This is a genomic window from Acetobacteraceae bacterium (assembly GCA_004843345.1).
In the GTDB taxonomy this organism is placed as follows: domain Bacteria; phylum Pseudomonadota; class Alphaproteobacteria; order Acetobacterales; family Acetobacteraceae.
The window spans coordinates 105,133-131,597 of record CP039460.1; the positions used below are offsets into that span (position 1 = coordinate 105,133).

Sequence of the window (26,465 nt, forward strand, 5' to 3'; positions counted from 1 at the left end):
AGAATATTTCCTTAAACTGATCGCTAAAATTAAACTCTTAAAAGATGAACATCAACATGAGGACGTTTACGCAATTTACGCCCTAACGCACGCCTTAAAGCTGTGCGTGCTGCATTTTGAAAAGTTTGATCATCCTGCCTTAATTCATCTGGTATCTGATCTAATGCAAGAGCAAATTGCTGTTGAATTTGAGAAGTTTCCACAGCATCCTCATCCAATAAACCAGGAGCCGTAATCCGTGGATCCCCAATGACGTATCCTTCATCGTCAACAGCAAAACTGGCTAGAACCGTCCCATTGTAAAGCATACGCCGGCGTTCTGTGAGAACCTTTCCAGTCATTGGCAACAGACGGCCAGCATCCAATGCCATACGTCCTGTGGGTACTGTATCAACCACTTCCACTTTTCCTGGCCCTAAGCCAAGCACGTCCCCATCTTCAAGCAAAATAACTTGAGAGCCCTGCTCATGTGCGATAGCCGCATGTGCGTTCATATGACGCCACTCACCATGCGTTGGAACACTATATCTTGGACGCACTAAAGAATACAGATGCCTAATATCTTCACTTGTTGCATGCCCAGAAGTGTGTACAACTGCATCACGGTCTGTCACGACATGAATTCCCCTACGTCGAAACTGATCCTGAATAGCTGAAACAGCGCGTTCATTTCCTGGAATAACACGCGAACTATAAATAATCGTATCATTTTCTCTGAGTTGAATCGCATTATGCGTTTCTGCCGCAACGCGAGATAGCGCAGCTCTTGCTTCTCCTTGTGATCCTGTAATCATCATCACAACTTTATCAAGATCTACATTTTCAACATCGTCTTCGGTCAAAAAAGATGGGATATCTTTTAAATAACCACACTCACGTGCGGCAGCTTCTAAATTTTTAAGAGAACGTCCCACGATCATTACAGAGCGTCCTGCTGCTTCAGCAGCTTTAGCAATACTCTCAACACGCGCAACATTGCTTGCAAAACAAGTTACTGCAATCCTGCCATTTCGACCTTGAATAAGATCTGTAAGACCTTCCCGAACCAAAGATTCTGAAACAGAAGCCCCTTCCTTTAGAGAGTTTGTACTATCTCCAATCATGGCTAAGACCCCCTCGTCCCCTAATTTTTTAAGGGTATCCAAGTCTGTCACTGGCCCAACGAGAGGATTAGGATCTAACTTCCAATCCCCTGTATGCAAAATATTTCCCTGTCCTGTTCTAATAACCAAAGCTTGTGCTTCTGGAATAGAATGCGTTACAGGAATAAATTCCAAATCAAAATCGCCGACCTCAAAGCGTGAAGCAGGCTTTATCACATGAATTTGCACCTGATTCTGTAAATTAGCCTCACTTAATTTGCGGCGAAGAATAGTCGCAGCAAAAGGCGTCGCATAAACGGGACACTTTAAAAGAGGCCATAAATGGACGACTGCGCCTAAATGATCCTCATGTGCATGTGTTAAAACCAAGCCTGCTATAAGGGAAGACCGTTCTTCAATGAATGTTGGATCTGCGACTAAAAGATCTGCTTCAGGCGTATCGTTCCCAGAAAACCCTATACCACAATCCACAATTAGCCAACTCTCGTTCCCATTCTTTTTTAACCCATAAAGATTAAAATTCATACCAATCTCACCCGTTCCCCCCAAGGGTAGAAACAACAGGCCTTCAGAGGCTGATTTTGAATTTTCTACATGTTCTTCTGTCATTAAAAAACCTTTCCATTCACAATATTATTTTCATTTCTGATATTTGTTTTCGCTTCACTTTTCGGACAATCGCCTCAATACCACCCACGCTCAATGCGCTATTAAAAAATCTTTCTCACAACTGGAATGATTGAATGTTTCTGCTCGCTAAAACTCTCAAACCATCCAATGTTAAATCTGGAGCATGTGCATCGAATATAATTTCTGAACTTAAAGTCTTCCCTAAACCGCCCGTTGAAATGACAAATGGTTTTACCTTTAATTCGTTTATTAAGCGCTCGAGGATACCTGTTACCAAAGAGGCGTAACCAAAAAATAGACCTGACTGCATGGCCTCAACTGTGTCTTCACCACATACTTTCTTAGGTTTTTCTATTGCGACCCTTGGCAAGAGAGCTGCTGCATCATGCAGCGCTCTGCTTGCCAAATTAATTCCTGGCGCAATAACGCCACCAATATAATTTCCGTCTATATTCACAACATCAAAAGTCGTCGCCGTCCCGAAATCAACAATGATAATTGGACGTTTTTTTGCAACTTTTGGAAAAAACTCAACAGCAGCCAACGCATTCAAACGCCTATCCGCCCCCAATGTTTCTGGAGATGGCAACAAAACCTCATTTCCCCAAGCAAGAGAAGATTTGGCTACAAGAGGCGAATTAGGAAATCGCACTGTTAAAAAATGTACTAATTCTTTTAAGGCATCAGGAACAACTGAAGATACAGCAACATTCTCTATCTCTGAAAAAGAAATGCCTTCATTTTTAAACCAAACAGAAAGATAGACCTCATACTCATCCGCCATCCTTCGACTATCTGTACCCAAACGCCATTTTCTAGACCATTTTTGACCATCGTAAAGCGCAAACACAGTGTTTGTATTACCCATATCAACGGCGAGAATTTTTGAAGAACGCATTAGACTTCTTTTTTAACGTATTTCTGTCGTAACAAAGGAAATAACCTTCCCATTACAATCCTTAAGCATGAGATGACCAGCATCCGTAATCCCCATAAAAGCACCACGCATACGAGACTTACCAGTCCCCATCTCTAGAATCGTCCCTAAAGAACAAGTCCGAGAAAGCCATTCTCTACGAATAGCTGGAAAACGACCTACTTTCCAGCAAGAAAACCAATTTTTAGATTCCGAAAGAATTTTCTTAGCCAGATCTATAACCGGAATGGGCACAGCACCAATTTCTTTTATCGAAGTTAAAGATCTTCCTGAAATCTTAGGCGAACTACAAACATTCATTCCAATGCCAATAACAATATTAGCGACATCTGCGCTAAAACTACTTTCAATCAGAATTCCAGAAATCTTTTTTCCTTTCCATAAAATATCATTTGGCCATTTAATAGATAGAAGAGATCTTTGATCTGGAAGCAGCAATTCTCTAATCACTTCAAAGACAGAAAGAGCCATAATATAGGGCAATGCCTGAATAAATTGCTGAGATTCTGAAAAACGAAACGAAAAACAATCCAAGGGAGAATTTGAACGTAATGTAAACGAAAAAGCCAAATTACCAGCAGGTGTCTGCCACTGTCGATTATGGGTACCTCTGCCAGAGGTCTGGTGATGTGCAATAACTGCGATAATGCCATCTTTCTCAGATGACAGATAATCGAAACATCTATCTGATGTTGAAGAAAGAGACTCATGGACTTCGAAAGTCCATTCCTGATATTTTTTCATGGAATATAATGGTGGGCGATGACGGGATCGAACCGCCGACCCTCTCGGTGTAAACGAGATGCTCTACCGCTAAGCTAATCGCCCGAAAAGGAACATGCAATATTTTAAAGAATTTGGCAAGGGGAAAAATAAATTTTCCGTTCCTTGCCATTTTTCTGATGAACTCAGTTCACTGCTTCTTTAAGTGATTTACCTGGTTTGAATCGTACAGAGTTAGAGGCTGGAATATCAATCTCTTCTTTTGTCTGAGGATTACGCCCTTTGGTAGCCTTTCTGTGAACTCTCACAAAACTTCCGAAACCAACCAGACGAACCTCCCCCTGCGCTGCTAATGTATCAGCGATTGTCTTAAACAGAGCATCAACAGCCTCTCCTGCTTTTGCCTTTGACAAATCTACGGCATCAGCCACAGCTGCAATTAATTCCTGTTTATTCAGCGGTTTTTCCATTTTATAGGCCTTTCAATGCTGTAATCCGGCATGTTCTAAATTTCCCGGACATTATTGCCCTACTAAAAAGTAAAAAAAGGGGAGAAGTCAAGTCAACCACTTCTTTTACTTCCTATCAGACTTACGGATATAGAGACTGAGAAAGCACACTTTTCTGCACTTTCTCAGGTGAAAATGAAGACTCCAACAACGCTAAAGGCGTTCCCTCTACAACAAGAGCCTCCCGAAGAACCTCCTTTACATCCCTAACGGGGATAATTTCAAGGTTCTCTAAAACTTCTTTTTCCATCTCTGGTAAATCTTTTTCATTTTCTTTTGGTATCAAAACCTTTTGAATACCCGATCTTAGAGCAGCTAAAAGCTTTTCTTTTAATCCACCAATAGCCAAAACGCGGCCTTGTAATGTCACTTCGCCTGTCATTGCAATAGATTGTTTAACCGCTAACCCTGTAAAAATACTGCTCAAGACAAGAACGAGAGCAATCCCTGCAGAAGGTCCATCCTTAGGAACGGCACCCTCTGGCAAATGAACATGGACGTCCCGTTTTTCCAAAAGAAATTTCGGGATTCCCATCTCTGGTGCATGTGCCTTAACCCAAGAAAAAGCTGCAGAAAGACTTTCCTGCATTACTTCACCTAGCTTTCCGGTACTCTGAATCTTCCCAGTCCCAAACATCAAAAGAGCTTCAATTTTTAAAAGCTCTCCCCCTGCAGCAGTCCAGGCCAAACCATTTACTGAGCCAATGCATTTATCATTATACGATCTTAAGTGACTGTAACGCACGACACCTAAATAATGGGAAAGGCTTTTTTGCGTCACTTCAACGTGTGTTTTTTCACCAGAAATGACATGTTCCTTCACTATCTTTCGCGCAATTTTACCTAGCTCTCTTTCCAGGCCACGAACACCAGCTTCGCGTGTATAAGAACGAATAATTTCTAAAATAGCATCGTCTGAAACAAGCCACTCTTCTTCACCTAAATTATTTTCTTGCGCCTGCTTTTTAACCAGATGCTGGCGAGCAATTTCTAACTTTTCCTTCTCAGAGTAACCAGAAAGGTTAATAATCTCCATTCTATCCAACAAAGGCGCAGGCATATCTAATGAATTTGCCGTTGCAATAAATAAAACCTTTGAAAGGTCATAACCCACTTCCAAGTAGTGATCGACAAATGCACTATTTTGTTCTGGATCCAATACTTCCAACAAAGCAGAAGAAGGATCTCCCCGCCAATCACTGCCGACTTTATCAATTTCATCCAGTAGCATTAAAGGATTTGAAGTTCCTGCCTTTTTGATCCCTTGAATAATTCTTCCTGGCAAAGCACCAATATAGGTTCGACGGTGTCCTCTAATCTCAGACTCATCTTTAATTCCGCCCAAAGAAATACGGGATAAACGACGCCCTGTTGCTTCTGCAATAGAGCGTGCCAAAGAAGTTTTTCCAACGCCTGGCGGACCAACTAAGCATAAAATTGGACCTTTTAATTGCTTAGAACGACTCTGCACAGCAAGATACTCAATGATCCGATCTTTTACTTTATCAAGAGCATAATGCCGTTTATTTAAGACAGTTTCAGCCTTAGAAAGAGAACTCGACAAAGTCGAAAATTTACCCCATGGCAGTGCCGTAATTGTCTCTAAATAATTTCGCAGAATCGTATTCTCTGGGGACATCGGATTCATATTGCGAAGCTTTTTAAGATCCTGAAGGGATTTTTCTTTTGCATCTGAGGACATTTTTAAGCGCTTAATTTTACGCTCTAAAACGCCTAGCTCATCAGCATCGCTTCCTGTGTCTTCAAGCTCTTTCTGGATAGCTTTCATTTGCTCAGCCAGAAAGTATTCCTTTTGAGACTTCTCCATTTGCTTTTTTACACGTTCTTGAAGACGTTCATCCAACTTTAGAACTTCTAATTCAGCATCCAAATGAAGAGAGATTTTTTTTATACGCTCCCCAACATTAAGCGCTTCAAGCAATTTTTGCTTCTCAGAAATATTTAAACTAATGTAGCCCGTGATCGTATCCGCCAACTGGGAATGACTTTTAATCTGAGAAACACTTGAGAGCATTTCTGTAGAAATACGCTTGTTTGCATGTGCAAAAGCTTCAAACTTTGTAAATAATTCTTTTCCAAGGGCAACCAACTCTTCTTCCGAGAACCCCGTTGTTTTTTCAGATAAAATAGTAGATGCGGCTGATAAATAACCATTTTTATCTGAAAAAGCACTTAAACGCACACGCGTTTGAGCATCTACTAAAATTTTAACTGTTCCGTCTGGAAGATTTAAAATTTGCAAAACTTTGGCAAGAACACCAATTTTATACAGATCTTTCGCCTTTGGATGATCTATATCCATGTCCTTTTGTGTCACCAATAGAACATTTCTATCCGTCTTTTCTAAAGCATCTAAAGCCTTTAAAGATTTTTCTCTCGTCACAAAAAGAGGAACGACACTATGCGGAAAAATAACAATATTTTTCAAAGGCAAAATAGGTAAAGTAGACATTTTATTTTGCCCCTTCTTTAAATCTTGTTTTGAGTCATCCGAAAAAATGTGCCTAACAGATGCTCTGTCAGACACAATATCGTTTTTAAAATCTACCATACAAACAAATCAATGCTTTAAAATACGTCAGGCAACTTTATTCGAAGGATTCAAAGGCTCTGCCTGAACATATTTCGGAGACTCTTCTCCCTTAATAACCCCCTCCGAGATATGAACTTCTGAAATATCATCCCGACTAGGCAAATCAAACATTGTTTCTAAAAGAATTTCTTCCAGAATAGAACGCAATCCCCTTGCGCCCGTTTTTCGCTTAATCGCACGCTCAGCAATTTCATCTAAAGCCTCTGGATCAAAAACAAGTTTTGTATTTTCCATATCAAAAAGGCGAGCATATTGTTTTACTAACGCATTTTTAGGTTCAGCTAAAATACGAACGAGAGCTTTTCTATCCAAATCATCCAATGTTGCTATAACAGGCAAACGTCCAATGAATTCAGGAATTAAACCATACTTCATAAGATCTTCTGGCTCTAGATCTCTCAAAACATCGCCTAATTTCTGCTCATCAACAGCTCTTACATCGGCTCCAAAGCCCATCACTGTTCCTCGACCACGAGCTTCAATAATTTTATTCAAGCCAGCGAATGCACCACCGCAAATGAAAAGAACATTTGTCGTATCAACTTGCACAAATTCCTGTTGTGGATGTTTTCGCCCACCATTCTTAGGAACTGAAGCAACTGTCCCTTCCATCAATTTCAAGAGTGCCTGTTGCACACCCTCTCCAGACACATCTCGTGTAATAGAAGGATTATCAGATTTCCGTGTAATCTTATCAATTTCATCAATATAAATGATACCACGTTGCGCTTTATCAACATCATAATCAGCAGCTTGCAAAAGCTTTAAGACAATCGTCTCAACATCCTCTCCCACATAGCCTGCCTCTGTAAGGGTTGTTGCGTCCGCCATTGCAAATGGAACATTCAGAATACGTGCAAGCGTCTGAGCTAAAAGCGTTTTCCCTGATCCTGTCGGCCCCACCAAAAGAATATTTGATTTTGCAATTTCAATATCATCATCAGCCTGAAGAGACTCTAAGCGCTTATAATGATTATATACAGCCACAGAAAGCGCTTTTTTTGCGTATTCCTGATCAATTACGTAATCATTTAATATTTTAAATATCTCATGTGGAACAGGTATCTGATCAGCATCAACCGTGATTTTACCGTCTTTACGCTCTTGGCGAATAATATCTCCGCACAACTCCACGCACTCATCACAAATAAAAACTGTAGGGCCTGCGATAAGCTTCTTAACTTCTTTTTGTGATTTACCACAAAAGGAGCAATATAAAATCTTATCAGATGAAGATGATTTCTCGTTCATTCAAATTCTTTCGCCAACTTACCAAACATCTTCAAATATTTCTTTTGAAGAAAACCTCCGTGCAAATCCTATAAAAGACCTACAATTATACTTCGTTCTCATTCTCAACATGGCGCTTCACCACCTCATCAACAAGACCGAAAGACTGTGCTTCCTCTGCTGATAAATAGCGGTCACGCTCTAAAGCCTCTTCTATCTCTGAGACGTCTCGCCCCGTGTGATAATGATAAATGTTATTTAGACGGCGACGAATTTCTAAAATTTCTTGCGCCTGAATCTCAATATCAGATGCCTGACCTTGCGCACCACCGGAAGGCTGATGCACCATAACACGAGAATTCGGCAAACAAAAACGGCGCCCCTTTTCTCCAGCGGCCAGTAAAAGAGAGCCCATCGAAGCTGCTTGACCAACGCAAACAGTACTCACGGGTGCACGAATGTACTGCATCGTGTCATAAATAGCCAGACCTGCGCTCACCACCCCTCCTGGACTATTAATATAGAAAGAAATTTCTTTCTTTGGGTTCACGCTCTCTAAATACAAAAGCTGTGCACACAAAACAGATGCCACCTGATCATATACAGGACCTGTCAAAAAAATGATGCGCTCTTGTAATAAACGAGAATAAATATCAAAAGCCCGCTCACCACGTGGCGTCTGCTCCACAACCATCGGCACTAAAGAACTTGCCAATATGTCTTTTTCAAAATTTGAAGAAAACAATATACCTCTCCTCCGCCTCACTTCAAACTCGGTCTTTGAAAAACTCTTCCCAAAGACCGAGAAAACACCGTAAATCTAATAAGCGGATAGTTAGACTTACACTCACTTAATAATTATGCCGCATTAACGCCAAATTGCTGCGCTTCACTGCCACTCACCAATTTAGAGAGTGCCTCCACATCCATTTCATCTTCTGAAATATCTGCATTTTCCAAGAGGTAATCCATAACCTTGCCTTCAAGAATTGGCCCCCTCAAAGAGTTCATCGCACCTTCATTCTTAAGAAAGAACTGGAGAACTTGCTGCTCTTGCCCAGGGAAACGCGCCAACTCCGTCTGCAACGCACCCATTAATTCTTCTTGAGAAACTTCCATTTTTTCCTTCTGAGCAATTTCAGAAAGCAGAAGCCCTAAACTAACACGCCTTTTGGCGATTGCACGATATTCCTCTTTCAGCGTATCCTCATCTTTAAAAGCTTCTGCTGGATCAATACGACCCGCGGATCTCTCCTGCTGTAAATGTTGCCAAATCTGATTAAACTCAGCCTCAACCATCTCATCAGAAACTTCAAAATCAATTTTATCATTTAAGATATCAAGCATATCACGCTTCAAAGCGAGAGATGATAATTCTTTTGTTTCAGCTTCTAAACGGCTACGGATATCCTCTTTCAATTTATCCAAAGAATCAAAACCAGCCGCTTTAGCAAGCTCTTCACCAACTGGATATGTTGTTGGCTCTAAAATTGCATGCGCATCAATATCAAACGTAACTTCTTTCCCAGCAAGATCTTTGGCCTGATAATCTTTTGGGAATGTTACATGGATGACCTTTTTATCGCCTGCGGACATTCCAACCATCTGCTCAGCGAAACCAGGAATAAAACCTGCCCCACCGAGTTCGACATCCATATTCTTACCAGCACCCCCCTCAAAAGGCGCACCATCTTTTTTTCCAAGAAAATCAACCCGAAGAATATCCCCCTCCTTAGAAGGACGTTTTTCCTCAACTTCTTTTGGGAAACGGGATTGCTCAGAAACATCTTTCAATGCTTTTTCAACAGCTTCATCGGAAACTTTACTAATATGGCGCGTCAACTTAACGCCAGAAAGTTCAGGAATCTTAATTTCGGGCAAAACGCCAACCTCAATTTCAAACGAAAGCTCTTTCCTTGACGCTTCAGCTTCATCTCCGAAAGGAAGAGAAAGAATCTTAACCTTTGGCTGCCCTGCTGGGCGAAATTTATTCTCCTTTAAAATTTCTTCCCAAGCTTGCTGAACCAAAGCATCAACGCTCTCTTGCTGCGCTGATTGGCCAAAACGCTGTTTAACAATTGACAAAGGAACTTTACCTGGACGAAAGCCTGGAAGCTTTAAGTCAGCACCATATTTCTGGAGAGATTCATTAACTCGAGCCTCACACTCTTCGTTTGGAACGCTAATTGTAAATTTCTCAATCAGATTCTCTTTTTCAGCTACAGGTGTAATTTTCATATTCAATAAAATTCCTTCTGGACCCTTTGAAAATATATCTACAAAGACATAGCAGAGCCTTATAATTCTCGCTAGCCATACATAATATCAAAGCAAAAAATTAAAAGACTAGACGGCACAAAAAGAACAAAAGAAGCTACTGCCCTCTGTTTTCCCAAGTTCAAATATTCTTTAAATTCTTTTTGAATGGTGCGGATGGAGGGACTTGAACCCCCACAGCTTTCGCCACCAGAACCTAAATCTGGCGTGTCTACCAATTTCACCACATCCGCTTAAATCATTAATGCGTACTGAAGCATTCTTCCCGAAGAGAGATAGCTGTTTCAGAAAAAAAGCACAACCCTAAACTAAAGAAAAATATTTGCATAATGAAATATTTTCTGCATCAAACTTCATCAAAACCCTTCATTTGTCAAATAAAAAAAGTTATAGTCAACCATACAATCAGGCTAGATACTATAATTTGCATTTGCTGAATCTATACTATCATAAGTTCACTCTGGATTATTATAACTTACTAAGTAGAGAGATATTGACAATTATGATCACAGGAACTCTGTGGAGCATCGCCTTAGGAACTCACCTCCTTTGCATGGCTTATTGGATTGGCGGAGGATTAGTCGTTTGGCGCTCAGATCTTCTGTCAGAGCGATCCCTTTCTGGCGTTCAGAGTCTCTCTTTAAGATTTCAAAATTATGCGCGTTATTATAGAACCCTTTGGCACGTTATGCCTCTTTCTGCCCTGACAGGTATTGCTCTAGGGATTCGCTTGGGAGAGCCTCTTCCTGCAATCTATCACCTCATGACACTTTGTTGGATTGTCATGACGGCTCTATTTTGTTGGGTTTACTTTTCTCCCTTAAGAGAATTAAAACGTGCCCTTCAGATGAAGCCTGCTTCTCTCCTCCGCATACGTAAGGCAACTCTATTGATGATTTTTGTAGGAATCATTGCCACTTGCGCCGGCGCGTTTCGGGAACTAATTTAAAATTTGGAAAATATTACGATTTCTCAGTTTATAGCTTGGGCTATGTAGCGTAATTTGTTTCAAGCTAGGACACTATCTATTACATGACTAATTTTCACGCCCTTGGCCTAAAACCAGAATTATTAAAAGCACTAGATGATTTAGGACATTCGGTACCTACGCCAATCCAAAACCTTACTATTCCACATTTTTTAAACGGAAAAGATGTTTTAGGCATTGCGCAAACAGGAACAGGCAAAACAGCAGCATTTGTTTTGCCTATGCTTGATAATCTAGCATCTGGCAGGGCTCGGGCACGTATGCCCCGTGCGCTTATTTTAGAACCTACACGTGAATTAGCGTTACAGGTCTCTCAAAATCTAACTCAATATGGAAAATATCTTTCTCTCTCACATGCGCTCCTTATTGGTGGTGAATCCATGGGAACTCAGAAAGAGATTCTTGCGAAAGGGGTCGATATTGTTGTTGCAACACCAGGGCGTTTATTAGACCTTTTCGAACGAGGGGCTCTGCTGTTAACACAAAGCAATCTTCTTATTGTCGATGAAGCTGACCGTATGTTGGATATGGGCTTCATCCCTGATATCGAAAAAATTGTACGCTTTCTTCCTAAAACAAGACAAACCATTTTTCTCTCAGCAACCATGACACAAGCTATTCGAGAAATTGCGGGAAATTTTTTAAATAACCCAGAGGAAATTACAGTAACACCTCCTTCCTCAAAAGCCACCACTATTGAGGAAACCGCTTATCTTTTATCAAATAAGAGTGCAAAAACACGTTTCTTACGGCATCTCCTTGAAACGGACAAACCCACTGCTGCTCTTGTTTTCTGTAATCAAAAAAAAGAAGTTACGAACTTACACCGACTTCTCCAGAAGCATGGCTTTTCTGTTGGTGCATTACATGGTGATTTATCACAAGACCTCCGCTTTAAGACCTTAGAGCAGTTTAGGAATGGTGAAATTCCTCTTCTCATTTGCTCGGATGTTGCAGCGCGCGGAATTGATGTCGATGAATTATCTCATGTGTACAATTATGATCTGCCTCGCAATCCAGAGGACTATGTTCATAGAATTGGACGAACGGGAAGAGCAGGACGAAAAGGCTGGGCTAAAAATCTGCTTTGTAAGCAAGATACGCCTCTTTTAGAAGAAATTAATAAACTGACTCAAAAAGAGATCACACTCATTGACCAGCAACCTGAAGCGCAAAAAGAAGCACCTATCTCTCAAGAGAAAGAGATAATGAATGAACCTTCCCAGACCGCTTCTCGGAAATTCTCAAAAAAACCACACAACAGAAAGAGCGTACCCCCTTCAACTCTGAGTGAAGAAAATACGCCCTCCTTTTTAAGAGCAGAACAAAGTTTTAAATCTTTTAATCTAGAAGATGAAACGCTTCCTGCATTTTTGAAAATATCCGCTCTTTAAGCTGAAAAACTCTTACCACAACCACAACGGCCTTTTTCATTCGGATTTTCAAAAACGAAGCCCGATTCAAGGAGGCCTTTTCGATAATCCATCAAAGTGCCAGCGACATATAAAAAAGCAGCTGGATCTACCAAGAATTTTACCCCGTGACTAAAAAAAGTCTCATCTCCATCTTCTGGAGCTTCTACAAAATCTAACTGATAAGAATGGCCTGAACATCCTTTTGAATTTACAGACAAACGAAGCGTTCTTCCTTTTTCTTCATTTTCATATAAGTATTTTAATCTGTCCGCTGCAGCTTGAGTCAGACTGAAAAGCTCTGTCTTCGATTCCTCTGACATTTTTATATCCTCATTCCATTTAAAATAAATTTAACGCTAATCGGGCGGCATCACTCAGGCGGCTCATGTCCCAAGGAGGATCCCAAATGAGTTTAACCTCAACCTCTTTAACATTTTCAACCGTCTCAACCGCTTCCTTTACCATTTCTGGTAATTCTTGAGCACTTGGGCAATTCGGAGCCGTCAAAGACATCTCCACAACGACTTTTCCATCATCATGAAGATCAATCGCATAAATTAAGCCCAAATCATACACATTAACAGGAATTTCAGGATCATAGACCTCTGAAATAGCCTCAATAACAGCGTCTTCATTTATATAAGAAGAAGATTTTACATCAGCATCTGACGTTACAGAATTCTCCTGAGAAGTCATGCGAGGATATTCCTTATTTTTACCAAGGAATCTGCAAGTGCATCAATTTCCCCAGGCAGTGTATAAGCGCCAAAACTTGCACGGACACTCCCTTGAATACCTAGGCGATGCATCAATGGCTCTGCACAATGTTGCCCTGCTCTAACCGCAATTCCAGATTGATCCAACAAAAGAGAAATATCATGGGGATGAGCGCCTTCTATCAAGAAGGACAAGACAGGACCTCTTTTTGCAGGCTTCCCTAAAATACGAAGCCCCTCAATCTCTTCCAATTTCTTCGTTGCATAATTCAAAAGCTTCTCTTCAAAAGAGAAACGATCTTTCATCTCATTCTGAGAAACAAAACGTAGCGCAGCACCTAGACCAATAACCTCTAAAATGGCAGGCGTCCCGGCCTCAAAACGATGCGGTGCATCCGCCCAAGTCGCTTTCTCAAAGCTAACATTTCGAATCATATCTCCCCCCCCCATAAAGGGTGGTAAAGACTGCATCAGATCGTATTTTCCCCAAAGAACACCAACGCCCGTTGGTCCATAAATTTTATGTCCAGTAAAAGTAAGAAAATCCGCTCCAATCTCATCGACATTCAAAGAATTATGAACAATTGATTGAGACGCATCAAAACAAATTTTTGCACCTGCTTGATGAGCAATTTCTGAAAGTTGGCGTGCAGGCGTTAATGTCCCCAAAACATTTGACATATGCGTAACGGAAGCTAAGGCAACTTTTCCATCAGAAAAAAGCTTCTTATAAGCCTCAATATCAATATCCCCATCATCGGTAATTGGCGCTACCCGAATTTCAATATTTTTACGATCTCGCAGCATCAGCCAGGGAACAATATTTGCATGATGCTCTAATTCTGTAATAACGATAGCCTGTCCTGGGGAAAGCGTCTCGCCAAAGCAATGTGCTAGCAAATTGAAGGCTTCTGTACTATTGCGCGTAAACACAATTTCACGAGAATCTTTACTTCCTAAAAATTCAGCTACCTGCTCTCTTACAGCCTCAAACGCTGCGCTTGTCCGCTCACTCATCTGGTATAATCCACGATGAATATTCGCATAACAATGACGCCCCATTTCCTGCATGATATCTAAAACCATTTCTGGCTTCTGAGCTGATGCGGCACTGTCCAAAAAAACAAAAGGATGATTGTTTATTTCCTGAGATAAAATTGGAAAAAAATTCCTAATTTTATGTACATTTTCAATTTCTTCAGTCGAAAATTCTGTAAACATTAAAGGTCTCTTTTCTCTTCCGTACCAAAGATCTCTTCGTCTCCACCTCCCAAAAATGGAAAGACATGCGCTTGAGCCCAGAAACGTATCTTTTCATCAGAAATACGATCTAGAACTTCATTCACAAAAGAGAATAATAAAAGACGTTTTGCTCCCCCAAGGGAAACACCTCTGGATCGAATATAAAAAATATCCTGATCATCCAAAGCACCAACCGTCGCTCCGTGGCTACATTTCACATCATCCGCAAAAATCTCAAGCTCTGGCTTTACATCAAAAATCCCTTTATCTGATAACAGCAATGCATCTGATTTTTGATGCGCAGAACTCTTATTTCCTCGTTTTGAAATTGCAGATTTTCCTTGAAAAATTGCATGGCCATTACCAGAAACAAGCGTTTTTAAAGATTGCTGTGATTCTGTGTGATTTGCTTCGTGCGCAATAGAAACATTAAAATCCACAAGCTGATTTTTGCCAGAAAGCTGTAAACCATTTGTTTCTAAAAAAGCATTTTCAGCTTTTAATTCTGCCCGCACCACTTCTCTTGCGAAAGCACTGCCTTTTGCCAAAAGAGTAAAACTCACACGAGCAGATTTTTCTAAAGAAAAATCTGTCAGAGATAAAGAGGCAGCCTCAGATGCATTTAATTGAGCCTTTGTCCAAAAAAGAGTAGAGGATTTTTCACACTTAACCTCGACAAGTGCATTTTCTAAAAATTCCCCATCTCCAACATGCACTTCGCACACGGAAAGCTTCTGCCCCTCTATTGTTTGCAAGACAACAGAAGGATGAAAAGAAACACTTTTACCTTCGTTTAAAAAAAGCAACTGGAGTTCGCTTAAATCCACACGAGAAGAAACTTTTAATAAAAGCTGTTCTTTCCTAAAAACATCGTTCAATCTTTCTTCAAAAGAAAAGCTCTTCTCCGATACCCTTTCCTCTTTTTTAACCTTCCAATCTCCACCATCCTCTAAAAAAGAAAGAGAAGAAATAAAGTACCCGTTAGCAAAAACCATACGATTTTTAACTTCTGGTAAATCCAACAAAAAGATTTTTTCAGCAATACTTTCTTCTTCCGGATAGACTGGTTCTGCCCATGCTTTTTTATCTAAAGAAGACAAAGATGCGTAATGATAGGCTTCTTCTTTTTTTGTTGGCCACGCATTTCCAAGCAACTCTGCTTTTTTACCAGCTCTTAGTCTAAGCTTACGCCAATTTTCTGAAAAATCATTCATTATCGGGCTTCCAAGAAGGATTTGTAACCATCTTTCTGAATGCGCTCTGCTAACTCTATTCCCCCCGAATGTACAATTTTTCCTTTGACCAAAATATGCACTTTCTTGGGTTGAGTATATTCCAATAAAGCATGATGATGCGTAACAATTAGAGCCGAGAATTTTGGACTTTTCAGCTTATTAATACCATCAGCAATAATTTTCAAAGCATCCACGTCAAGACCACTATCAGTCTCGTCCAAAATTGCAAACGTTGGCTGAAGCAAACGCATCTGCAAAACCTCATTACGTTTTCTTTCTCCACCAGAAAAACCAGCATTTACACCACGCTTAAGCATGTCAGGAGACATTCCAAGATTTTTCATCTCCTTGCGGACTAATTTCAAAAAATCAACTGGCGCTATTTCTGGTTCACCACGCTCTTTTCGAACGGCATTGACAGCGGCGCGTAAAAAAGAAGCATTGCTAACACCTGGCAATTCAATCGGCGACTGAAATGCCATGAATAATCCCGCAGCCACCCTCTTTTCTGGAGGCAGTGAAAAGAGATCCACATCTCCGAGAGATGCCTTTCCCTCTAACAGTTCATAGCGCGGGCTTCCTGCCAAAACATTTGAAAGCGTTGATTTTCCAGAACCATTTGGCCCCATAAGCACATGAACCTCACCAGCAGGAACATGCAAATTAATCTCTTGTAAAATAATGCGATCTTGGGGATTTTCTTCATCAACATCTGCAATAAAAGAAGCCTTGATCTTTTCAAGAACTAAATCTCCTTGTGCAGGAAATACAAGATTATCCGTAGTGAGGTTTACTTTTTCGCTCATCCGACGCTTCCTTCTAAACTTAGCTGTAATAACTTTTGCGCCTCAACAGCAAACTCCATTGGTAACTCCTGCAAAACTTCACGGCAAAAACCATTCACGATAAGCCCAATGGCTTCCTCTTCTGAAAAACCTCTTGCTCGACAATAAAACAACTGTTCGTCTGAAATTTTAGAAGTGGTCGCCTCGTGTTCTACCTGCGCCTTCTGATTCCGCCCTTCTATATAAGGAACTGTATGTGCACCACAATTTGAACCCACCAGTAAAGAATCACATTGCGTGAAATTACGTGCGCCATCAGCACGCCTATCCATCCGGACACGTCCTCTATACGTGCTATCCGAATGCCCCGCAGAAATCGTCTTCGCAATGATCGTGGATCGACTTCTAGGGCCTAAATGAATCATCTTGGTTCCCGTATCTGCCTGCTGATAACGGTTAGTCACGGCAACAGAATAAAATTCTCCACGACTCTCCTCACCTGCTAAAATACAAGATGGATATTTCCAAGTAATAGCAGATCCTGTCTCTACTTGTGTCCAGGAAATACGGGAGCGTTTTCCTTTAGCTAAGGCTCTTTTGGTCACAAAATTATAGATACCTCCCTTGCCATTCTCATCGCCTGGATACCAATTTTGTACTGTTGAGTATTTTATAAAAGCATCATCATGCGCCACAAGCTCTACCACAGCTGCATGAAGTTGATTTTCATCTCTTTGCGGTGCGGTACAACCTTCCAAATAAGAAACCTGCGCTCGTTCCTCCGCAATAATAAGGGTTCGCTCAAATTGTCCTGTATTTCGTGCATTAATTCTAAAATAGGTTGAAAGCTCCATCGGACATTTCACACCTTTGGGAATGTAGACAAAAGAGCCATCCGTAAAAACAGCAGAATTTAAGGCACTAAAGAAGTTGTCTCCTTGAGGCACAACTTTTCCAAGATATTGCCTGACAAGCTCAGGATAATCTTGAATAGCTTTAGAAATTGGACAAAAAATAACCCCTGCTTTTTTAAGCTCTTCCTGAAAAGTAGTTGCCACTGAAACACTATCAAACACGGCATCAACAGCAACTTTAGGACGATCTCCAGCACCCTCTACGCCTGCTAAAAGCTCTCTTTCTTTTAAGGGAATCCCTAACTTTTCATACGTACGCAAGAGTTCTGGATCAACTTCCTCTAAAGATTTTGGCGCCTTCTTCTCCTTGGGTTTCGCGAAATAATGGATATCTTGATAGTCTATCGGCTTATATTTAAGACGTGCCCAATGAGGCTCTGTCATTTGTTGCCACAGATGAAATGCTTTTAAACGCCATTCAAGCATCCATTCTGGTTCTTTTTTACTTTTAGAAATAAAAGTAATTGTTTCTTCATTAAGACCTTTAGGGGCATAATCAGTCTCTATCTTTGTCTCAAAACCCCACTCATACGAATCTTTCTTAGCCGTGAACTGCTCTGAAGAACTCATGATGCTGACCTCTCAAATGCAAAACAAGCATCCTTCGTCAACTCTTCCAAGCTAACTTCTGAAAATAAATTGAGCATTTTCTGATTCAAAACATCCCAACAACCATTTAGAGGGCAAACCTGCTCCCTAGGGCATGCGCCCCCCCGACAACACGAAACCAGATTAATCGGACCGTCAATAATTTTAATAACATCTTTGACTGAAATCTCTTTTAACGGCGCTGACAAAAGATAACCGCCACAAGCACCACGGCGGGATTCAATCAAGCCGCCAGCAGCCAATTCTTTAAGCAACTTTGCTGTTGTTGGTAAAGAAATAGAGGCATCTACAGCAAGCTCTGCGCCCGTTGTCATTTCCCCTCTTTTGGAAAGAATTACCAAAATAACGATAGCATAATCTACAAGTTTAGAGGGTCTTAGCATTAGTTAAGTTTTTTCCAATAAAAATATTTAAAGTTCAATTCTATGTTCTATGAACAACCTTCTTCTTAACACAAAAGAAAATAAAATTCTTTAGCTCTCGAATAAGATTTTCAAAAAATACTAAAATAGTACTATTTAAAAAGAAAGCAAACAATGTCTGCCAGAAAATACTATCAGTTCAACAAAATTTTAACAGATAAAATAAGTCCCTCGATAAAAGAAGAAGTTAAAAAACCAACAATAGCGCCGTTCACTCGAATATACGCCAAATCGTTCCCCACGGCATTCTCTAAGCGGGTTGAAATATCCTCTCCGCTCCATTTTTGCATAACCGATTGCAGAAAAAGAAACGCATCCTCCCTTAACTTAGGAAGATAGTTCATTACGGTCTCTGAAATATACTGGTCAATAACCTTCTCAAAATGGAATAGATCAACAAATTCTTCCATTTTAGTTTCAAGGGAGAGTAGCTTTTTTTCTTTCAAAGAGGGGGCTAAAAACAAGCCTTTCGCTTTATGATCCTTCTCACCTTGCTGTTGAAAAGAAGCCAAGAAATCTTTTCTTTTCTGAGAAAACTGTTCCGAAAAAACAAAATCATTAAAATTGAATTTTTCCAATTCTTTCTCCAAAGCCTCGACAACACGTCTGCCGATAGAGCTACCTACTGCCCATCCAATGAGAGATCCTCCTTGTTCTTTAACACGTTGCTCCACATAAGAAACGATTTTATGACGATGTTTTTGCACATTGAATTTAATCAGTTTTGCAATGAGTACAGCATTTTCTTGCGTAAAAAGCACCTCTTCCAAAAAATACTTTTTAGCTAAAAAAGAACTTTTATCCTTACCTTCAAATAAATGAGACAAATTACTGGAAGATTCTTTAGAAAATAAAAGCTGAAAAAATTTTTGATGAATCTTTTTAGAAAGATTTAGTTTTTGAACAATAGAGAGAACTTCCGTTTCATTCAAAAACTCCCTAACCACAAAATGTGCAATATTGTCAGCAATTTTATCCTTGTTTTTAGCAATAATATTCGTGTGAGGAAAAGGAAGACCAAGGGGTGACCTGAATAATGCTGTAACAGCATACCAATCCGCAAGAGCACCTCCCAATCCACCAAGCGTTCCACCCTGAAAAACATATAAAAGAAGCGCTAAAAAATGATTTTTAGGGACAGGTAAACAAAAAGAAAAAATGGCAAGAACTGCTAAAAAAATCAGTAAAAAATTTGCAAAAAATTTTGGGGTTAATTTCTGCATACAATAAAGTACCGCCCTCGCTTTACATATTTTAGATTTTAATTTCATCAAGCGAACAGATGCTTAATCTAAAAAAATCTGCTAAAATCCTCTGTAGCATTTAATAATGTCACCTTATCCATTAAATTTTTCCGTTGATGAAAACTATGAACTTACCTGATCTTAAACAAGCACTGCTAACCTCCTCTAATTTCACAGAGGCTTGCAATCTTTCTTTTGAGACACTTCAATCCCCTAATGGCATAGAAAATATTGCTGCACTTATTCGAGATTTACGAGACCAACAAAAAAAGATCAGAGCAAAGAAACTTCATTTTTATAGCAAAAACAAATCGATAAAACAGGAGGAAAGAGTTCTTCTCCTAAGGGATACAGCCGCTTTTCTTCTAAACAACACAACGTCTTTAGAGCAGCTTGAGAGTGCAAGGGCCTCTGCTGTTTTTACGGCACACCCAACCTTTGCTCTTAAAGACGAAGTCTATGAAGAACTCACAGCTCTCGCAGATAACCCAGATCAAAAAACGGCACATCGAGAAAGTGACCGCCGAAGTGCCCCTCCTACGCTACACGAGGAAGAGCGACTTTCATTAACAGCCATTTCCAGAGGAAGAGATGCACTTGATCTCTTAAACCTAAATCTTATTCAACAAGCAAAAACACATTCATCCTCGAAAGAAGAATTTTTACCTTCTCCCCTTCTTTTTGCAACATGGGTTGGCTTTGATATTGATGGACGAAACGATATTAGATGGTGGGATGCCCTTAGCTATCGGCTTCTTCTAAAACGCGCACAGCTCGAAAGACTCTTAAAACAAATCACATCTCTCGAAACAGACGTCGAAGAAAAACAAAGTTTTATCCTTCGCTTGGATGAAGCTTTGGTCGCATTGGACAAACAGATTTCAGCATGCCCAAAAACCAAAAATGCCGAGACGCCGTCCTTAGACGAAATTCAATTATTTTCAAAAGCGCTTACAGACGTAACAGAAAAAAGCCTTCTTAAAGCGAGAGACTTAACGCCTTTCTTTGATGCCCTTTCTAAAAAACTTCCCAGAGAAAAGAGTGAAGAGCTACAAAGCTGGAAGGCTGCTTTCCTCTCTCATGGCCTTGGGCTTGGCTTAATGCAGGCTAGAATTAACGCAGCTCAACTTTATAATATCGCACGCACACGTTTGGGACTCTCAGACGATCCTACCATCCCTTCTCATAGACGTGTTCTCATTGATCATATCAATCATGCGCTAAAAGACCTTTCGCCTGTTGCTATCAATCTTGGCTCCATCCTTGGCGAACCAAGTGCAGCAGCCAGAATGATGATGACAATGGCTCAAATTTTAAAACATATTGATCAAGATTCCCCCATTCGCTTCCTTATCGCAGAAACAGAAAGTGGCTACACACTTCTTGCCGCTCTGTGGCTTGCACGCTTTTTTGGAGTTGACGATCGTAAGATTGAAATTTCACCTTTATTTGAAACAGAAACAGCTCTCGAGAATGGCGGTGCGATTCTAGAAGAGGCCTTTAAATCTCCACATTGGCGCAATTATATCGAAAAAAACGGCAAACTTTGTCTTCAGTTTGGATATTCTGACTCTGGACGATACGTTGGACAACTTGCGGCAACCCCACTAACAGCCCGCTTAAAGTTAAAATCAGCCGAACTTCTAGAAGAATATAAACTTGGCAAAACTGAACTTGTCTTTTTTGACACGCACGGTGAAAGTATTGGTCGTGGAGCGCATCCTAAATCGTTACATGATCGTTTGAACTACTTCACCCCACCTTCTTTAAAACAAAAATGGGGAGAGACTGAGATCAAAATTCGGACAGAGAATGCTTTTCAAGGTGCTGATGGGTATCTTCTTTTTGGCTCTCCGCAGCTTGCGGCAGACGCTGTCTCAACCATTGTAAGCTTCGCTTATCCACCTATATCTAAAAATCCAAAAGAAATCCTTGATCCTATTGAAAAGAATGGCTCTATTATTGGAGACTTTTTTGAAACAATCGCACGGAGCATGGCTGATCTTATAAAAGATCCTGGATATGCTGCCCTCTTAGGAACTTTTGGAAATTCTCTTATTGATGCAACAGGCTCCCGAGCTGCCTCTCGTCAAGGAAATAAAGCCCCTAAAATTAATTCTCCTCGACAGCTTAGAGCCATTCCAAATAACGCTATTTTGCTTCAGCTTGGTTGGTGGGCGAATATTATTCACGGCTTAGGCTCTGCTGTGCAACGTCACCCTGAAGCTTTTCAAGAGTTTCAGGAAAAATCACCACGCTTCCGCCTTCTGATTGATTTTGCAGAACAAGCGCTTGCGCATTCAGACCTCGATGTTCTAAGGGGCATCACGACATTGCTTAATCCTGGCCTATGGTTAGAATATGCCGAAAATTCAAAAGATGGAAAACGTCGCAACCAATTCTTAGAAATTGCGAGTGGACTTGAAAAACTTAACGTGTGGAAAGATGCCTCAGCAACCTTTAGGCGCTTGCAAAGAGATTATATCTCTCTTGATAGCGCTGTTGAGAATATTCCTCATATGGCGAAAGAAGAAAAAATTCTCCACGCTGTCCGTATTGCCTTAATTAAAGAAATTTGGCTTTTAGGAACACAAGTTCCATATTTTGGACCTCAAGATGGACTCTCTCGTGAAAGTGTAACAGAAAGAACGCTTTTACTCGACATTCAGTCTCTCCTTAAGAATCTAAGATCTTTATTTCCAAAACTGCCTATAAAAAATACGCATCTTGACTTTGGTGAGGACGGAGAAGTTACAAACAGCCAAGGCTTTCTAAAAGAGAATCAAACAATTCTTGATCCTATGGAGAAATGCTTCAATCTTCTACGTGAATGCGGTGTTGCCATACAGCATGCAAATGGCGCATTTGGCTAAAACCTTCATTTAACAAATCAATAAGGGATGGTTATAAAATGACCGCCCCTTTTGATTCTAATTTTTTATGAATTTTTGCAGTTTCTTCTTCAAAGATTGGCCGAATAAGATCTTTCAGAACAAAGACATTAAATTTATTCCGAAGGGCATCTAGAACTGTTTCTTTAACGCAATACTCTAAAGCAATTCCACAAATAAACAGATCTGAAATTTGTTTTTCATTTAATCTGTCCAAAAGCTCTGTCTGTTGTCCAGGTGCATTATAAAAAGCAGAATAGCTATCCGACTCTTTTAATCTTCCCTTACGAATAACAAAATCAAATTTTTCCTTTTTTAAAAGAGAAGGAAATTCAAATCCCTGCGAGTTCTCAACACAATGAACAGGCCACCCACTTACACCATTATTTTCAAAAGAAACATGATCTTTCGGATGAGCATCTTTGGAGGCTATTTTAAGTGCAAAACGAGGAGAGATAAGCGCTTCGTTAATCAATGGAATAATTTCACTACTTTTAGGAACAGGCAATGCTCCCCAAGGCATAAAATCATTTTGCATATCCACAACGAGTAAAGCGCTATTCGAAGACATAACCAACCTCTGTGTTTTTAGATTTTTACTTTTTAGCATGCTTTTTTCGGTATGTTTCTAAAAAACTAGAAATACGTCCAATCGCAACTCTTAAATCAGCCTCGTGTGGAAGAAAAACAATTCGGAAATGATCTGGCTTATGCCAATTAAATCCCGTTCCTTGAACAAGCATGACCTTGGTAGCCTCTAACAATTCTAAAAAGAACTTACGATCATCCTCAATCGGATACACTTCAGGATCAAGTTTCGGAAACATATACAAGGCAGCATGCGGCTTGACACACTCAACACCGGGAATATCCAAAATCAACTCATAAGCAAGATCACGCTGACGACGCAAACGCCCTCCCTCACCAACTAAATCTTGAATGCTCTGATAGCCACCTAAGGCCGTTTGAATCGCCCACTGCCCTGGTACATTTGAGCAAAGCCGCATATTTGAAAGCATATTCAAGCCTTCAATATAATCCCTAGCCGCTTTTTTATTCCCTGACACAATCATCCAACCAGCACGATAGCCACAAGCTCTGTATGATTTTGAAAGCGAATTGAATGTCAGTGTTAAAACATCTGTAGAGAGAGAGGCTAAAGAAATATGAGTCAAACCGTCAAAGAGAACTTTGTCATAGACCTCATCTGAAAAAATCACGAGGTTAAACTCTCGTGCTATTTTCACGATTTCCTGCAAAATAGACACAGGATATAAAACTCCCGTTGGATTGTTGGGGTTGATAACAACAATCCCCTTTGTCCGTTTTGTAATTTTAGAACGAATATCTTCTAAATCAGGAATCCAACCTTTTTCTTCATCACAAAGATAATGGACAGGATTTCCACCAGAAAGGCTCGTAACAGCTGTCCATAAAGGATAATCTGGCATTGGAATGAGAAGTTCGTCTCCCTCATCCAAAAGGGCGTTTGTTGCGATTGCAATTAAATCAGACGCCCCATTCCCAATATAAATATCATCCAAAACAACATCTTGAATATTTTTCTGTTGCGAATAATGCATTACTGCCTTACGGGCTGCAAAAATTCCCTTGCTATCAGAATAACCTGCTGAATTTGGAAGATTGCGTATCATATCCAGCTGGATTTCCTCAGGCACTTCAAATCCAAAAGGCGCTAGATTACCAATATTAAGCTTGATAAGGCGTTGCCCCTCCTCTTCCATCTGCTTGGCCCGATCCATAATCGGCCCACGAATATCATAAAGCACATGTGACAGTTTGGAGGATTTTTTAATCGGCTTCATAAAGATTCTAGCCTTATTTCTAACTCAAAAACTTCAAATAAAAGGTTTAAGGAAAAACAAATCAATTTATTCAAAGATATTGGCGGAGAGAGAGGGATTCGAACCCTCGGTACCCCAAAGAGGCACAACGGTTTTCGAGACCGCCCCATTCGACCGCTCTGGCATCTCTCCGCAATGAGGGTCTATTTCCCTTTCTTCTTAGCGTTCTCCACTTTAGAAATCAAAAGGTTTTGCTCTAATCTTGACCTTTTTATTAAAAAAAAATAAAATTCATCTAAATACTGCTAAATTCTCTATTCATGAGCTTTTTGGCCAATAATCAAAAGAAGAAAGTTAAAGGTTTATTCATTAACCCTTTCTTTCCCTTAATTTTTAAGGAAATTTTATGTTTGCAGTTATCCGCACGGGTGGAAAACAATATCGCGTTCAGCCTGGTGATGTTGTTAAAATTGAGAAAATTGAAGGTGAAGCTGGCGATACAGTCACATTAACCGATGTGCTTATGGCAGGTGAAGGTTCAGACCTTAAAATTGGTGCTCCTGTCCTTGAAGGTGCTTCTGTTACAGCGGAAGTTCTCGGGCAAGATCGTTTAAAGAAAATTATTGTTTTCAAAAAACGTCGTCGTCAAAATAGCCGTCGCAAAAATGGTCACCGTCAACACACAACTGTGTTGAAAATCAAAGACATCAAAGTCAGCTAATTCATTTAGGTAATTTTAAGGAGTTCCCCTCATGGCACAAAAAAAAGCAGGTGGTTCAAGTCGTAACGGACGCGATAGCGCTGGTAAACGACTAGGCGTTAAAAAATTTGGCGGTCAAGTCGTCGTTGCTGGCAACATCATTGTTCGTCAACGTGGCACAAAAATTGCTGCTGGCAAAAATGTTGGCGTTGGCAAAGACCACACGCTATTTGCGTTAGTTGATGGGCAAGTCGCTTTCCAACGCAAAAAAGAAGGTAAGGTTCACGCTTCTGTTATCACAGCAGCTGCCTAAAACTTTCAAAGCAGTTTTTTAAACCGGTCTTCCTTACGTTCTCACGTTTAAAGACCGGTTTTTTATTCTCCCCCCTACCAAAACGAACTCCTGTCTGGAAAATTTCCAATGAAATTCTTAGATCAAGCAAAAATTTATGTCCGTTCTGGTGATGGCGGAGATGGTGTTGTCGGTTTTCGTCGTGAAAAATATATCGAATATGGCGGCCCCGACGGCGGAGATGGCGGCCGTGGCGGCGATATTATCTTTAAGGCTGTTTCAAACCTAAACACCCTCATTGATTTTCGTTATACACAGCACTTTAAAGCACGCAAAGGCGGTAATGGTGCTGGATCAGACCGCACAGGAAAAGCCGCTGAAGATATTGTTATTAAAGTTCCCGTTGGCACACAAATTCTCGACGAAGACCGCAAAACAGTTCTGGCAGATTTTACAGAACCAGATCAAACACTTCTCCTCTGTCGTGGTGGAGATGGCGGTCATGGGAATGCACATTTCAAATCCAGCACAAACCGTGCACCACGCCGTGCGGATAAAGGTTATCCTGGAGAAGAAATGTGGGTATGGCTTCGCCTTAAACTCTTAGCAGATGTCGGTTTAGTTGGCCTTCCGAATGCTGGAAAATCGACTCTTCTTTCAGCTTCCTCACGTGCTAAACCAAAAATTGCAGATTATCCCTTTACCACACTTCACCCTCAACTTGGTCTCGTCCGGACAGACATCAATAAAAGCTTTGTTATGGCAGATATTCCTGGACTTATTGAAGGTGCTAGTGAAGGAAACGGTCTTGGTGACAGATTTTTAGGACATGTTGAACGCTGTGCTATTTTAGTCCATCTCATTGATGCCACCGCCCCCAATCCTATAGAAAGCTGGAAACTCATTCGCAATGAATTAAATGCCTATGACAATTCTCTTTCTAAAAAAGAAGAAATTGTCGTTCTTAATAAATGCGATGCAATCTTAGAAGAAGAACTTAAAGAAATTCAAGAAGAACTCGAAAAAGCAACTAAACAGAAAATTTACACAATTTCAGCCGCAACAGGTCTTAACGTCCAACCTCTACTCTATAAACTTCAAAGAAAAGTTGATGTATTCAAGGAAAATGAACAAACCATCATTATAAATATGAAAGAGGGGGAATAACCCCCCTTTTCTTTGAG

Annotated in this window: 24 protein-coding genes and 3 tRNA genes; 6 read left to right on the top strand and 21 right to left on the bottom strand. The window is 40.4% G+C overall.

Translation table 11 applies throughout. The features are described from left to right. Nucleotides 1–29: 29 nt before the first annotated feature. From FAI40_00495 to FAI40_00540, 10 genes are all read right to left on the bottom strand, one after another. On the bottom strand, nucleotides 30–1,712 hold the full coding sequence (locus FAI40_00495) for a ribonuclease J (GenBank protein ID QCE33943.1): 1,683 nt from the start codon (nucleotides 1,710–1,712) through the stop codon (nucleotides 30–32). Nucleotides 1,713–1,827: 115 nt separating this feature from the next. After that, nucleotides 1,828–2,631: a type III pantothenate kinase gene (locus tag FAI40_00500; GenBank protein QCE33944.1), complete on the bottom strand. Its 804-nt coding sequence runs from the start codon at nucleotides 2,629–2,631 to the stop codon at nucleotides 1,828–1,830. A gap of 12 nt (nucleotides 2,632–2,643) precedes the next feature. Beyond that, complete coding sequence (locus tag FAI40_00505) at nucleotides 2,644–3,414, bottom strand: biotin--[acetyl-CoA-carboxylase] ligase (GenBank protein ID QCE33945.1); 771 nt, start codon at nucleotides 3,412–3,414, stop codon at nucleotides 2,644–2,646. A gap of 9 nt (nucleotides 3,415–3,423) precedes the next feature. Beyond that, nucleotides 3,424–3,498: transfer RNA gene (locus tag FAI40_00510), tRNA-Val, on the bottom strand. Between the two features lie 80 nt (nucleotides 3,499–3,578). Next, the gene (locus tag FAI40_00515; protein QCE33946.1) at nucleotides 3,579–3,863 is read right to left on the bottom strand and encodes an HU family DNA-binding protein; all 285 of its coding nucleotides are present in this window, start codon (nucleotides 3,861–3,863) and stop codon (nucleotides 3,579–3,581) included. A gap of 121 nt (nucleotides 3,864–3,984) precedes the next feature. Continuing rightward, on the bottom strand, nucleotides 3,985–6,474 hold the full coding sequence (locus tag FAI40_00520; protein QCE33947.1) for an endopeptidase La: 2,490 nt from the start codon (nucleotides 6,472–6,474) through the stop codon (nucleotides 3,985–3,987). Nucleotides 6,475–6,501: 27 nt separating this feature from the next. Beyond that, a complete protein-coding gene (gene clpX / locus FAI40_00525; protein QCE33948.1) occupies nucleotides 6,502–7,767 on the bottom strand; it encodes an ATP-dependent Clp protease ATP-binding subunit ClpX in 1,266 nt (421 codons plus the stop codon). Nucleotides 7,768–7,852: 85 nt separating this feature from the next. Beyond that, a complete protein-coding gene (locus tag FAI40_00530) occupies nucleotides 7,853–8,464 on the bottom strand; it encodes an ATP-dependent Clp protease proteolytic subunit (protein QCE35698.1) in 612 nt (203 codons plus the stop codon). A gap of 140 nt (nucleotides 8,465–8,604) precedes the next feature. Then, a complete protein-coding gene (locus tag FAI40_00535) occupies nucleotides 8,605–9,984 on the bottom strand; it encodes a trigger factor (protein ID QCE33949.1) in 1,380 nt (459 codons plus the stop codon). 187 nt (nucleotides 9,985–10,171) lie between these two features. Next, nucleotides 10,172–10,256 (bottom strand) — tRNA-Leu (locus FAI40_00540). Nucleotides 10,257–10,525: 269 nt separating this feature from the next. Here FAI40_00540 and FAI40_00545 point away from each other — a divergent pair. Next, nucleotides 10,526–10,972 carry a hypothetical protein gene (locus FAI40_00545; protein ID QCE33950.1) on the top strand — a complete coding sequence of 149 codons (447 nt, stop codon included), beginning with the start codon at nucleotides 10,526–10,528 and terminating at the stop codon, nucleotides 10,970–10,972. Between the two features lie 83 nt (nucleotides 10,973–11,055). Then, entirely contained in the window at nucleotides 11,056–12,405 is a 1,350-nt protein-coding gene (locus FAI40_00550; protein QCE33951.1) for a DEAD/DEAH box helicase, read from the top strand. Here the strand turns inward: FAI40_00550 and FAI40_00555 are convergent. The 8 genes from FAI40_00555 to FAI40_00590 form a co-directional block, all read right to left on the bottom strand. Then, nucleotides 12,402–12,746 (bottom strand): iron-sulfur cluster assembly accessory protein, encoded by a 345-nt coding sequence (locus FAI40_00555; GenBank protein QCE33952.1) that lies wholly within the window; start codon nucleotides 12,744–12,746, stop codon nucleotides 12,402–12,404. The genes FAI40_00550 and FAI40_00555 overlap by 4 nt on opposite strands. Nucleotides 12,747–12,765: 19 nt before the next feature. Continuing rightward, a complete protein-coding gene (locus FAI40_00560; GenBank protein ID QCE33953.1) occupies nucleotides 12,766–13,122 on the bottom strand; it encodes an SUF system Fe-S cluster assembly protein in 357 nt (118 codons plus the stop codon). Then, entirely contained in the window at nucleotides 13,119–14,363 is a 1,245-nt protein-coding gene (locus tag FAI40_00565) for a cysteine desulfurase (GenBank protein QCE33954.1), read from the bottom strand. The genes FAI40_00560 and FAI40_00565 overlap by 4 nt, the downstream gene beginning before the upstream one ends. Next, entirely contained in the window at nucleotides 14,363–15,598 is a 1,236-nt protein-coding gene (locus FAI40_00570; protein ID QCE33955.1) for a hypothetical protein, read from the bottom strand. Before FAI40_00570 ends, FAI40_00565 begins: the two co-directional genes overlap by 1 nt. Next, nucleotides 15,598–16,425 carry a Fe-S cluster assembly ATPase SufC gene (gene sufC, locus FAI40_00575; GenBank protein ID QCE33956.1) on the bottom strand — a complete coding sequence of 276 codons (828 nt, stop codon included), beginning with the start codon at nucleotides 16,423–16,425 and terminating at the stop codon, nucleotides 15,598–15,600. Before sufC ends, FAI40_00570 begins: the two co-directional genes overlap by 1 nt. Beyond that, nucleotides 16,422–17,888: a Fe-S cluster assembly protein SufB gene (gene sufB, locus FAI40_00580; GenBank protein ID QCE33957.1), complete on the bottom strand. Its 1,467-nt coding sequence runs from the start codon at nucleotides 17,886–17,888 to the stop codon at nucleotides 16,422–16,424. The genes sufC and sufB overlap by 4 nt, the downstream gene beginning before the upstream one ends. After that, nucleotides 17,885–18,310: an SUF system Fe-S cluster assembly regulator gene (locus FAI40_00585; GenBank protein ID QCE33958.1), complete on the bottom strand. Its 426-nt coding sequence runs from the start codon at nucleotides 18,308–18,310 to the stop codon at nucleotides 17,885–17,887. Before FAI40_00585 ends, sufB begins: the two co-directional genes overlap by 4 nt. 173 nt (nucleotides 18,311–18,483) lie before the next feature. Continuing rightward, nucleotides 18,484–19,620 (bottom strand): DUF445 family protein, encoded by a 1,137-nt coding sequence (locus FAI40_00590; GenBank protein ID QCE33959.1) that lies wholly within the window; start codon nucleotides 19,618–19,620, stop codon nucleotides 18,484–18,486. Nucleotides 19,621–19,709: 89 nt separating this feature from the next. Between FAI40_00590 and FAI40_00595 the strand changes: the two genes are divergently transcribed. Then, nucleotides 19,710–22,466 (top strand): phosphoenolpyruvate carboxylase, encoded by a 2,757-nt coding sequence (locus FAI40_00595; protein ID QCE33960.1) that lies wholly within the window; start codon nucleotides 19,710–19,712, stop codon nucleotides 22,464–22,466. A gap of 31 nt (nucleotides 22,467–22,497) precedes the next feature. Here FAI40_00595 and FAI40_00600 read toward each other — a convergent pair whose 3' ends face one another. The 3 genes from FAI40_00600 to FAI40_00610 all read right to left on the bottom strand — a co-directional run bounded on the left by FAI40_00600 (nucleotide 22,498) and on the right by FAI40_00610 (nucleotide 24,481). Beyond that, nucleotides 22,498–23,094, bottom strand: coding sequence for an isochorismatase family protein (locus FAI40_00600; protein ID QCE33961.1), 597 nt, complete (start codon nucleotides 23,092–23,094; stop codon nucleotides 22,498–22,500). Next, nucleotides 23,081–24,310 (bottom strand): pyridoxal phosphate-dependent aminotransferase, encoded by a 1,230-nt coding sequence (locus tag FAI40_00605; protein ID QCE33962.1) that lies wholly within the window; start codon nucleotides 24,308–24,310, stop codon nucleotides 23,081–23,083. The genes FAI40_00600 and FAI40_00605 overlap by 14 nt, the downstream gene beginning before the upstream one ends. Nucleotides 24,311–24,390: 80 nt before the next feature. Further along, a tRNA-Ser gene (locus FAI40_00610) sits at nucleotides 24,391–24,481 on the bottom strand. A 214-nt stretch (nucleotides 24,482–24,695) separates the two neighbouring features. Between FAI40_00610 and rplU the strand changes: the two genes are divergently transcribed. The 3 genes from rplU (at nucleotide 24,696) to obgE (ending at nucleotide 26,448) form a co-directional block, all read left to right on the top strand. Further along, nucleotides 24,696–25,010, top strand: a complete 315-nt coding sequence (gene rplU, locus FAI40_00615; protein ID QCE33963.1) for a 50S ribosomal protein L21 — start codon at nucleotides 24,696–24,698, stop codon at nucleotides 25,008–25,010. A 31-nt stretch (nucleotides 25,011–25,041) separates the two neighbouring features. Further along, complete coding sequence (locus tag FAI40_00620) at nucleotides 25,042–25,302, top strand: 50S ribosomal protein L27 (GenBank protein QCE33964.1); 261 nt, start codon at nucleotides 25,042–25,044, stop codon at nucleotides 25,300–25,302. Between the two features lie 108 nt (nucleotides 25,303–25,410). Beyond that, nucleotides 25,411–26,448: a GTPase ObgE gene (obgE, locus tag FAI40_00625; protein QCE33965.1), complete on the top strand. Its 1,038-nt coding sequence runs from the start codon at nucleotides 25,411–25,413 to the stop codon at nucleotides 26,446–26,448. The last annotated feature ends 17 nt before the right edge of the window (nucleotides 26,449–26,465 follow it).

Coding starts and splice junctions, on each gene's coding strand:
- FAI40_00495 (QCE33943.1), bottom strand. CDS start 1,712: ATGACAGAAGAACATGTAGAAAATTCAAAATCAGCCTCTGAAGGCCTG.
- FAI40_00500 (QCE33944.1), bottom strand. CDS start 2,631: ATGCGTTCTTCAAAAATTCTCGCCGTTGATATGGGTAATACAAACACT.
- FAI40_00505 (QCE33945.1), bottom strand. CDS start 3,414: ATGAAAAAATATCAGGAATGGACTTTCGAAGTCCATGAGTCTCTTTCT.
- FAI40_00515 (QCE33946.1), bottom strand. CDS start 3,863: ATGGAAAAACCGCTGAATAAACAGGAATTAATTGCAGCTGTGGCTGAT.
- FAI40_00520 (QCE33947.1), bottom strand. CDS start 6,474: ATGGTAGATTTTAAAAACGATATTGTGTCTGACAGAGCATCTGTTAGG.
- clpX (QCE33948.1), bottom strand. CDS start 7,767: ATGAACGAGAAATCATCTTCATCTGATAAGATTTTATATTGCTCCTTT.
- FAI40_00535 (QCE33949.1), bottom strand. CDS start 9,984: ATGAAAATTACACCTGTAGCTGAAAAAGAGAATCTGATTGAGAAATTT.
- FAI40_00545 (QCE33950.1), top strand. CDS start 10,526: ATGATCACAGGAACTCTGTGGAGCATCGCCTTAGGAACTCACCTCCTT.
- FAI40_00550 (QCE33951.1), top strand. CDS start 11,056: ATGACTAATTTTCACGCCCTTGGCCTAAAACCAGAATTATTAAAAGCA.
- FAI40_00555 (QCE33952.1), bottom strand. CDS start 12,746: ATGTCAGAGGAATCGAAGACAGAGCTTTTCAGTCTGACTCAAGCTGCA.
- FAI40_00560 (QCE33953.1), bottom strand. CDS start 13,122: ATGACTTCTCAGGAGAATTCTGTAACGTCAGATGCTGATGTAAAATCT.
- FAI40_00565 (QCE33954.1), bottom strand. CDS start 14,363: ATGTTTACAGAATTTTCGACTGAAGAAATTGAAAATGTACATAAAATT.
- FAI40_00570 (QCE33955.1), bottom strand. CDS start 15,598: ATGAATGATTTTTCAGAAAATTGGCGTAAGCTTAGACTAAGAGCTGGT.
- sufC (QCE33956.1), bottom strand. CDS start 16,425: ATGAGCGAAAAAGTAAACCTCACTACGGATAATCTTGTATTTCCTGCA.
- sufB (QCE33957.1), bottom strand. CDS start 17,888: ATGAGTTCTTCAGAGCAGTTCACGGCTAAGAAAGATTCGTATGAGTGG.
- FAI40_00585 (QCE33958.1), bottom strand. CDS start 18,310: ATGCTAAGACCCTCTAAACTTGTAGATTATGCTATCGTTATTTTGGTA.
- FAI40_00590 (QCE33959.1), bottom strand. CDS start 19,620: ATGAAATTAAAATCTAAAATATGTAAAGCGAGGGCGGTACTTTATTGT.
- FAI40_00595 (QCE33960.1), top strand. CDS start 19,710: ATGAAAACTATGAACTTACCTGATCTTAAACAAGCACTGCTAACCTCC.
- FAI40_00600 (QCE33961.1), bottom strand. CDS start 23,094: ATGCTAAAAAGTAAAAATCTAAAAACACAGAGGTTGGTTATGTCTTCG.
- FAI40_00605 (QCE33962.1), bottom strand. CDS start 24,310: ATGAAGCCGATTAAAAAATCCTCCAAACTGTCACATGTGCTTTATGAT.
- rplU (QCE33963.1), top strand. CDS start 24,696: ATGTTTGCAGTTATCCGCACGGGTGGAAAACAATATCGCGTTCAGCCT.
- FAI40_00620 (QCE33964.1), top strand. CDS start 25,042: ATGGCACAAAAAAAAGCAGGTGGTTCAAGTCGTAACGGACGCGATAGC.
- obgE (QCE33965.1), top strand. CDS start 25,411: ATGAAATTCTTAGATCAAGCAAAAATTTATGTCCGTTCTGGTGATGGC.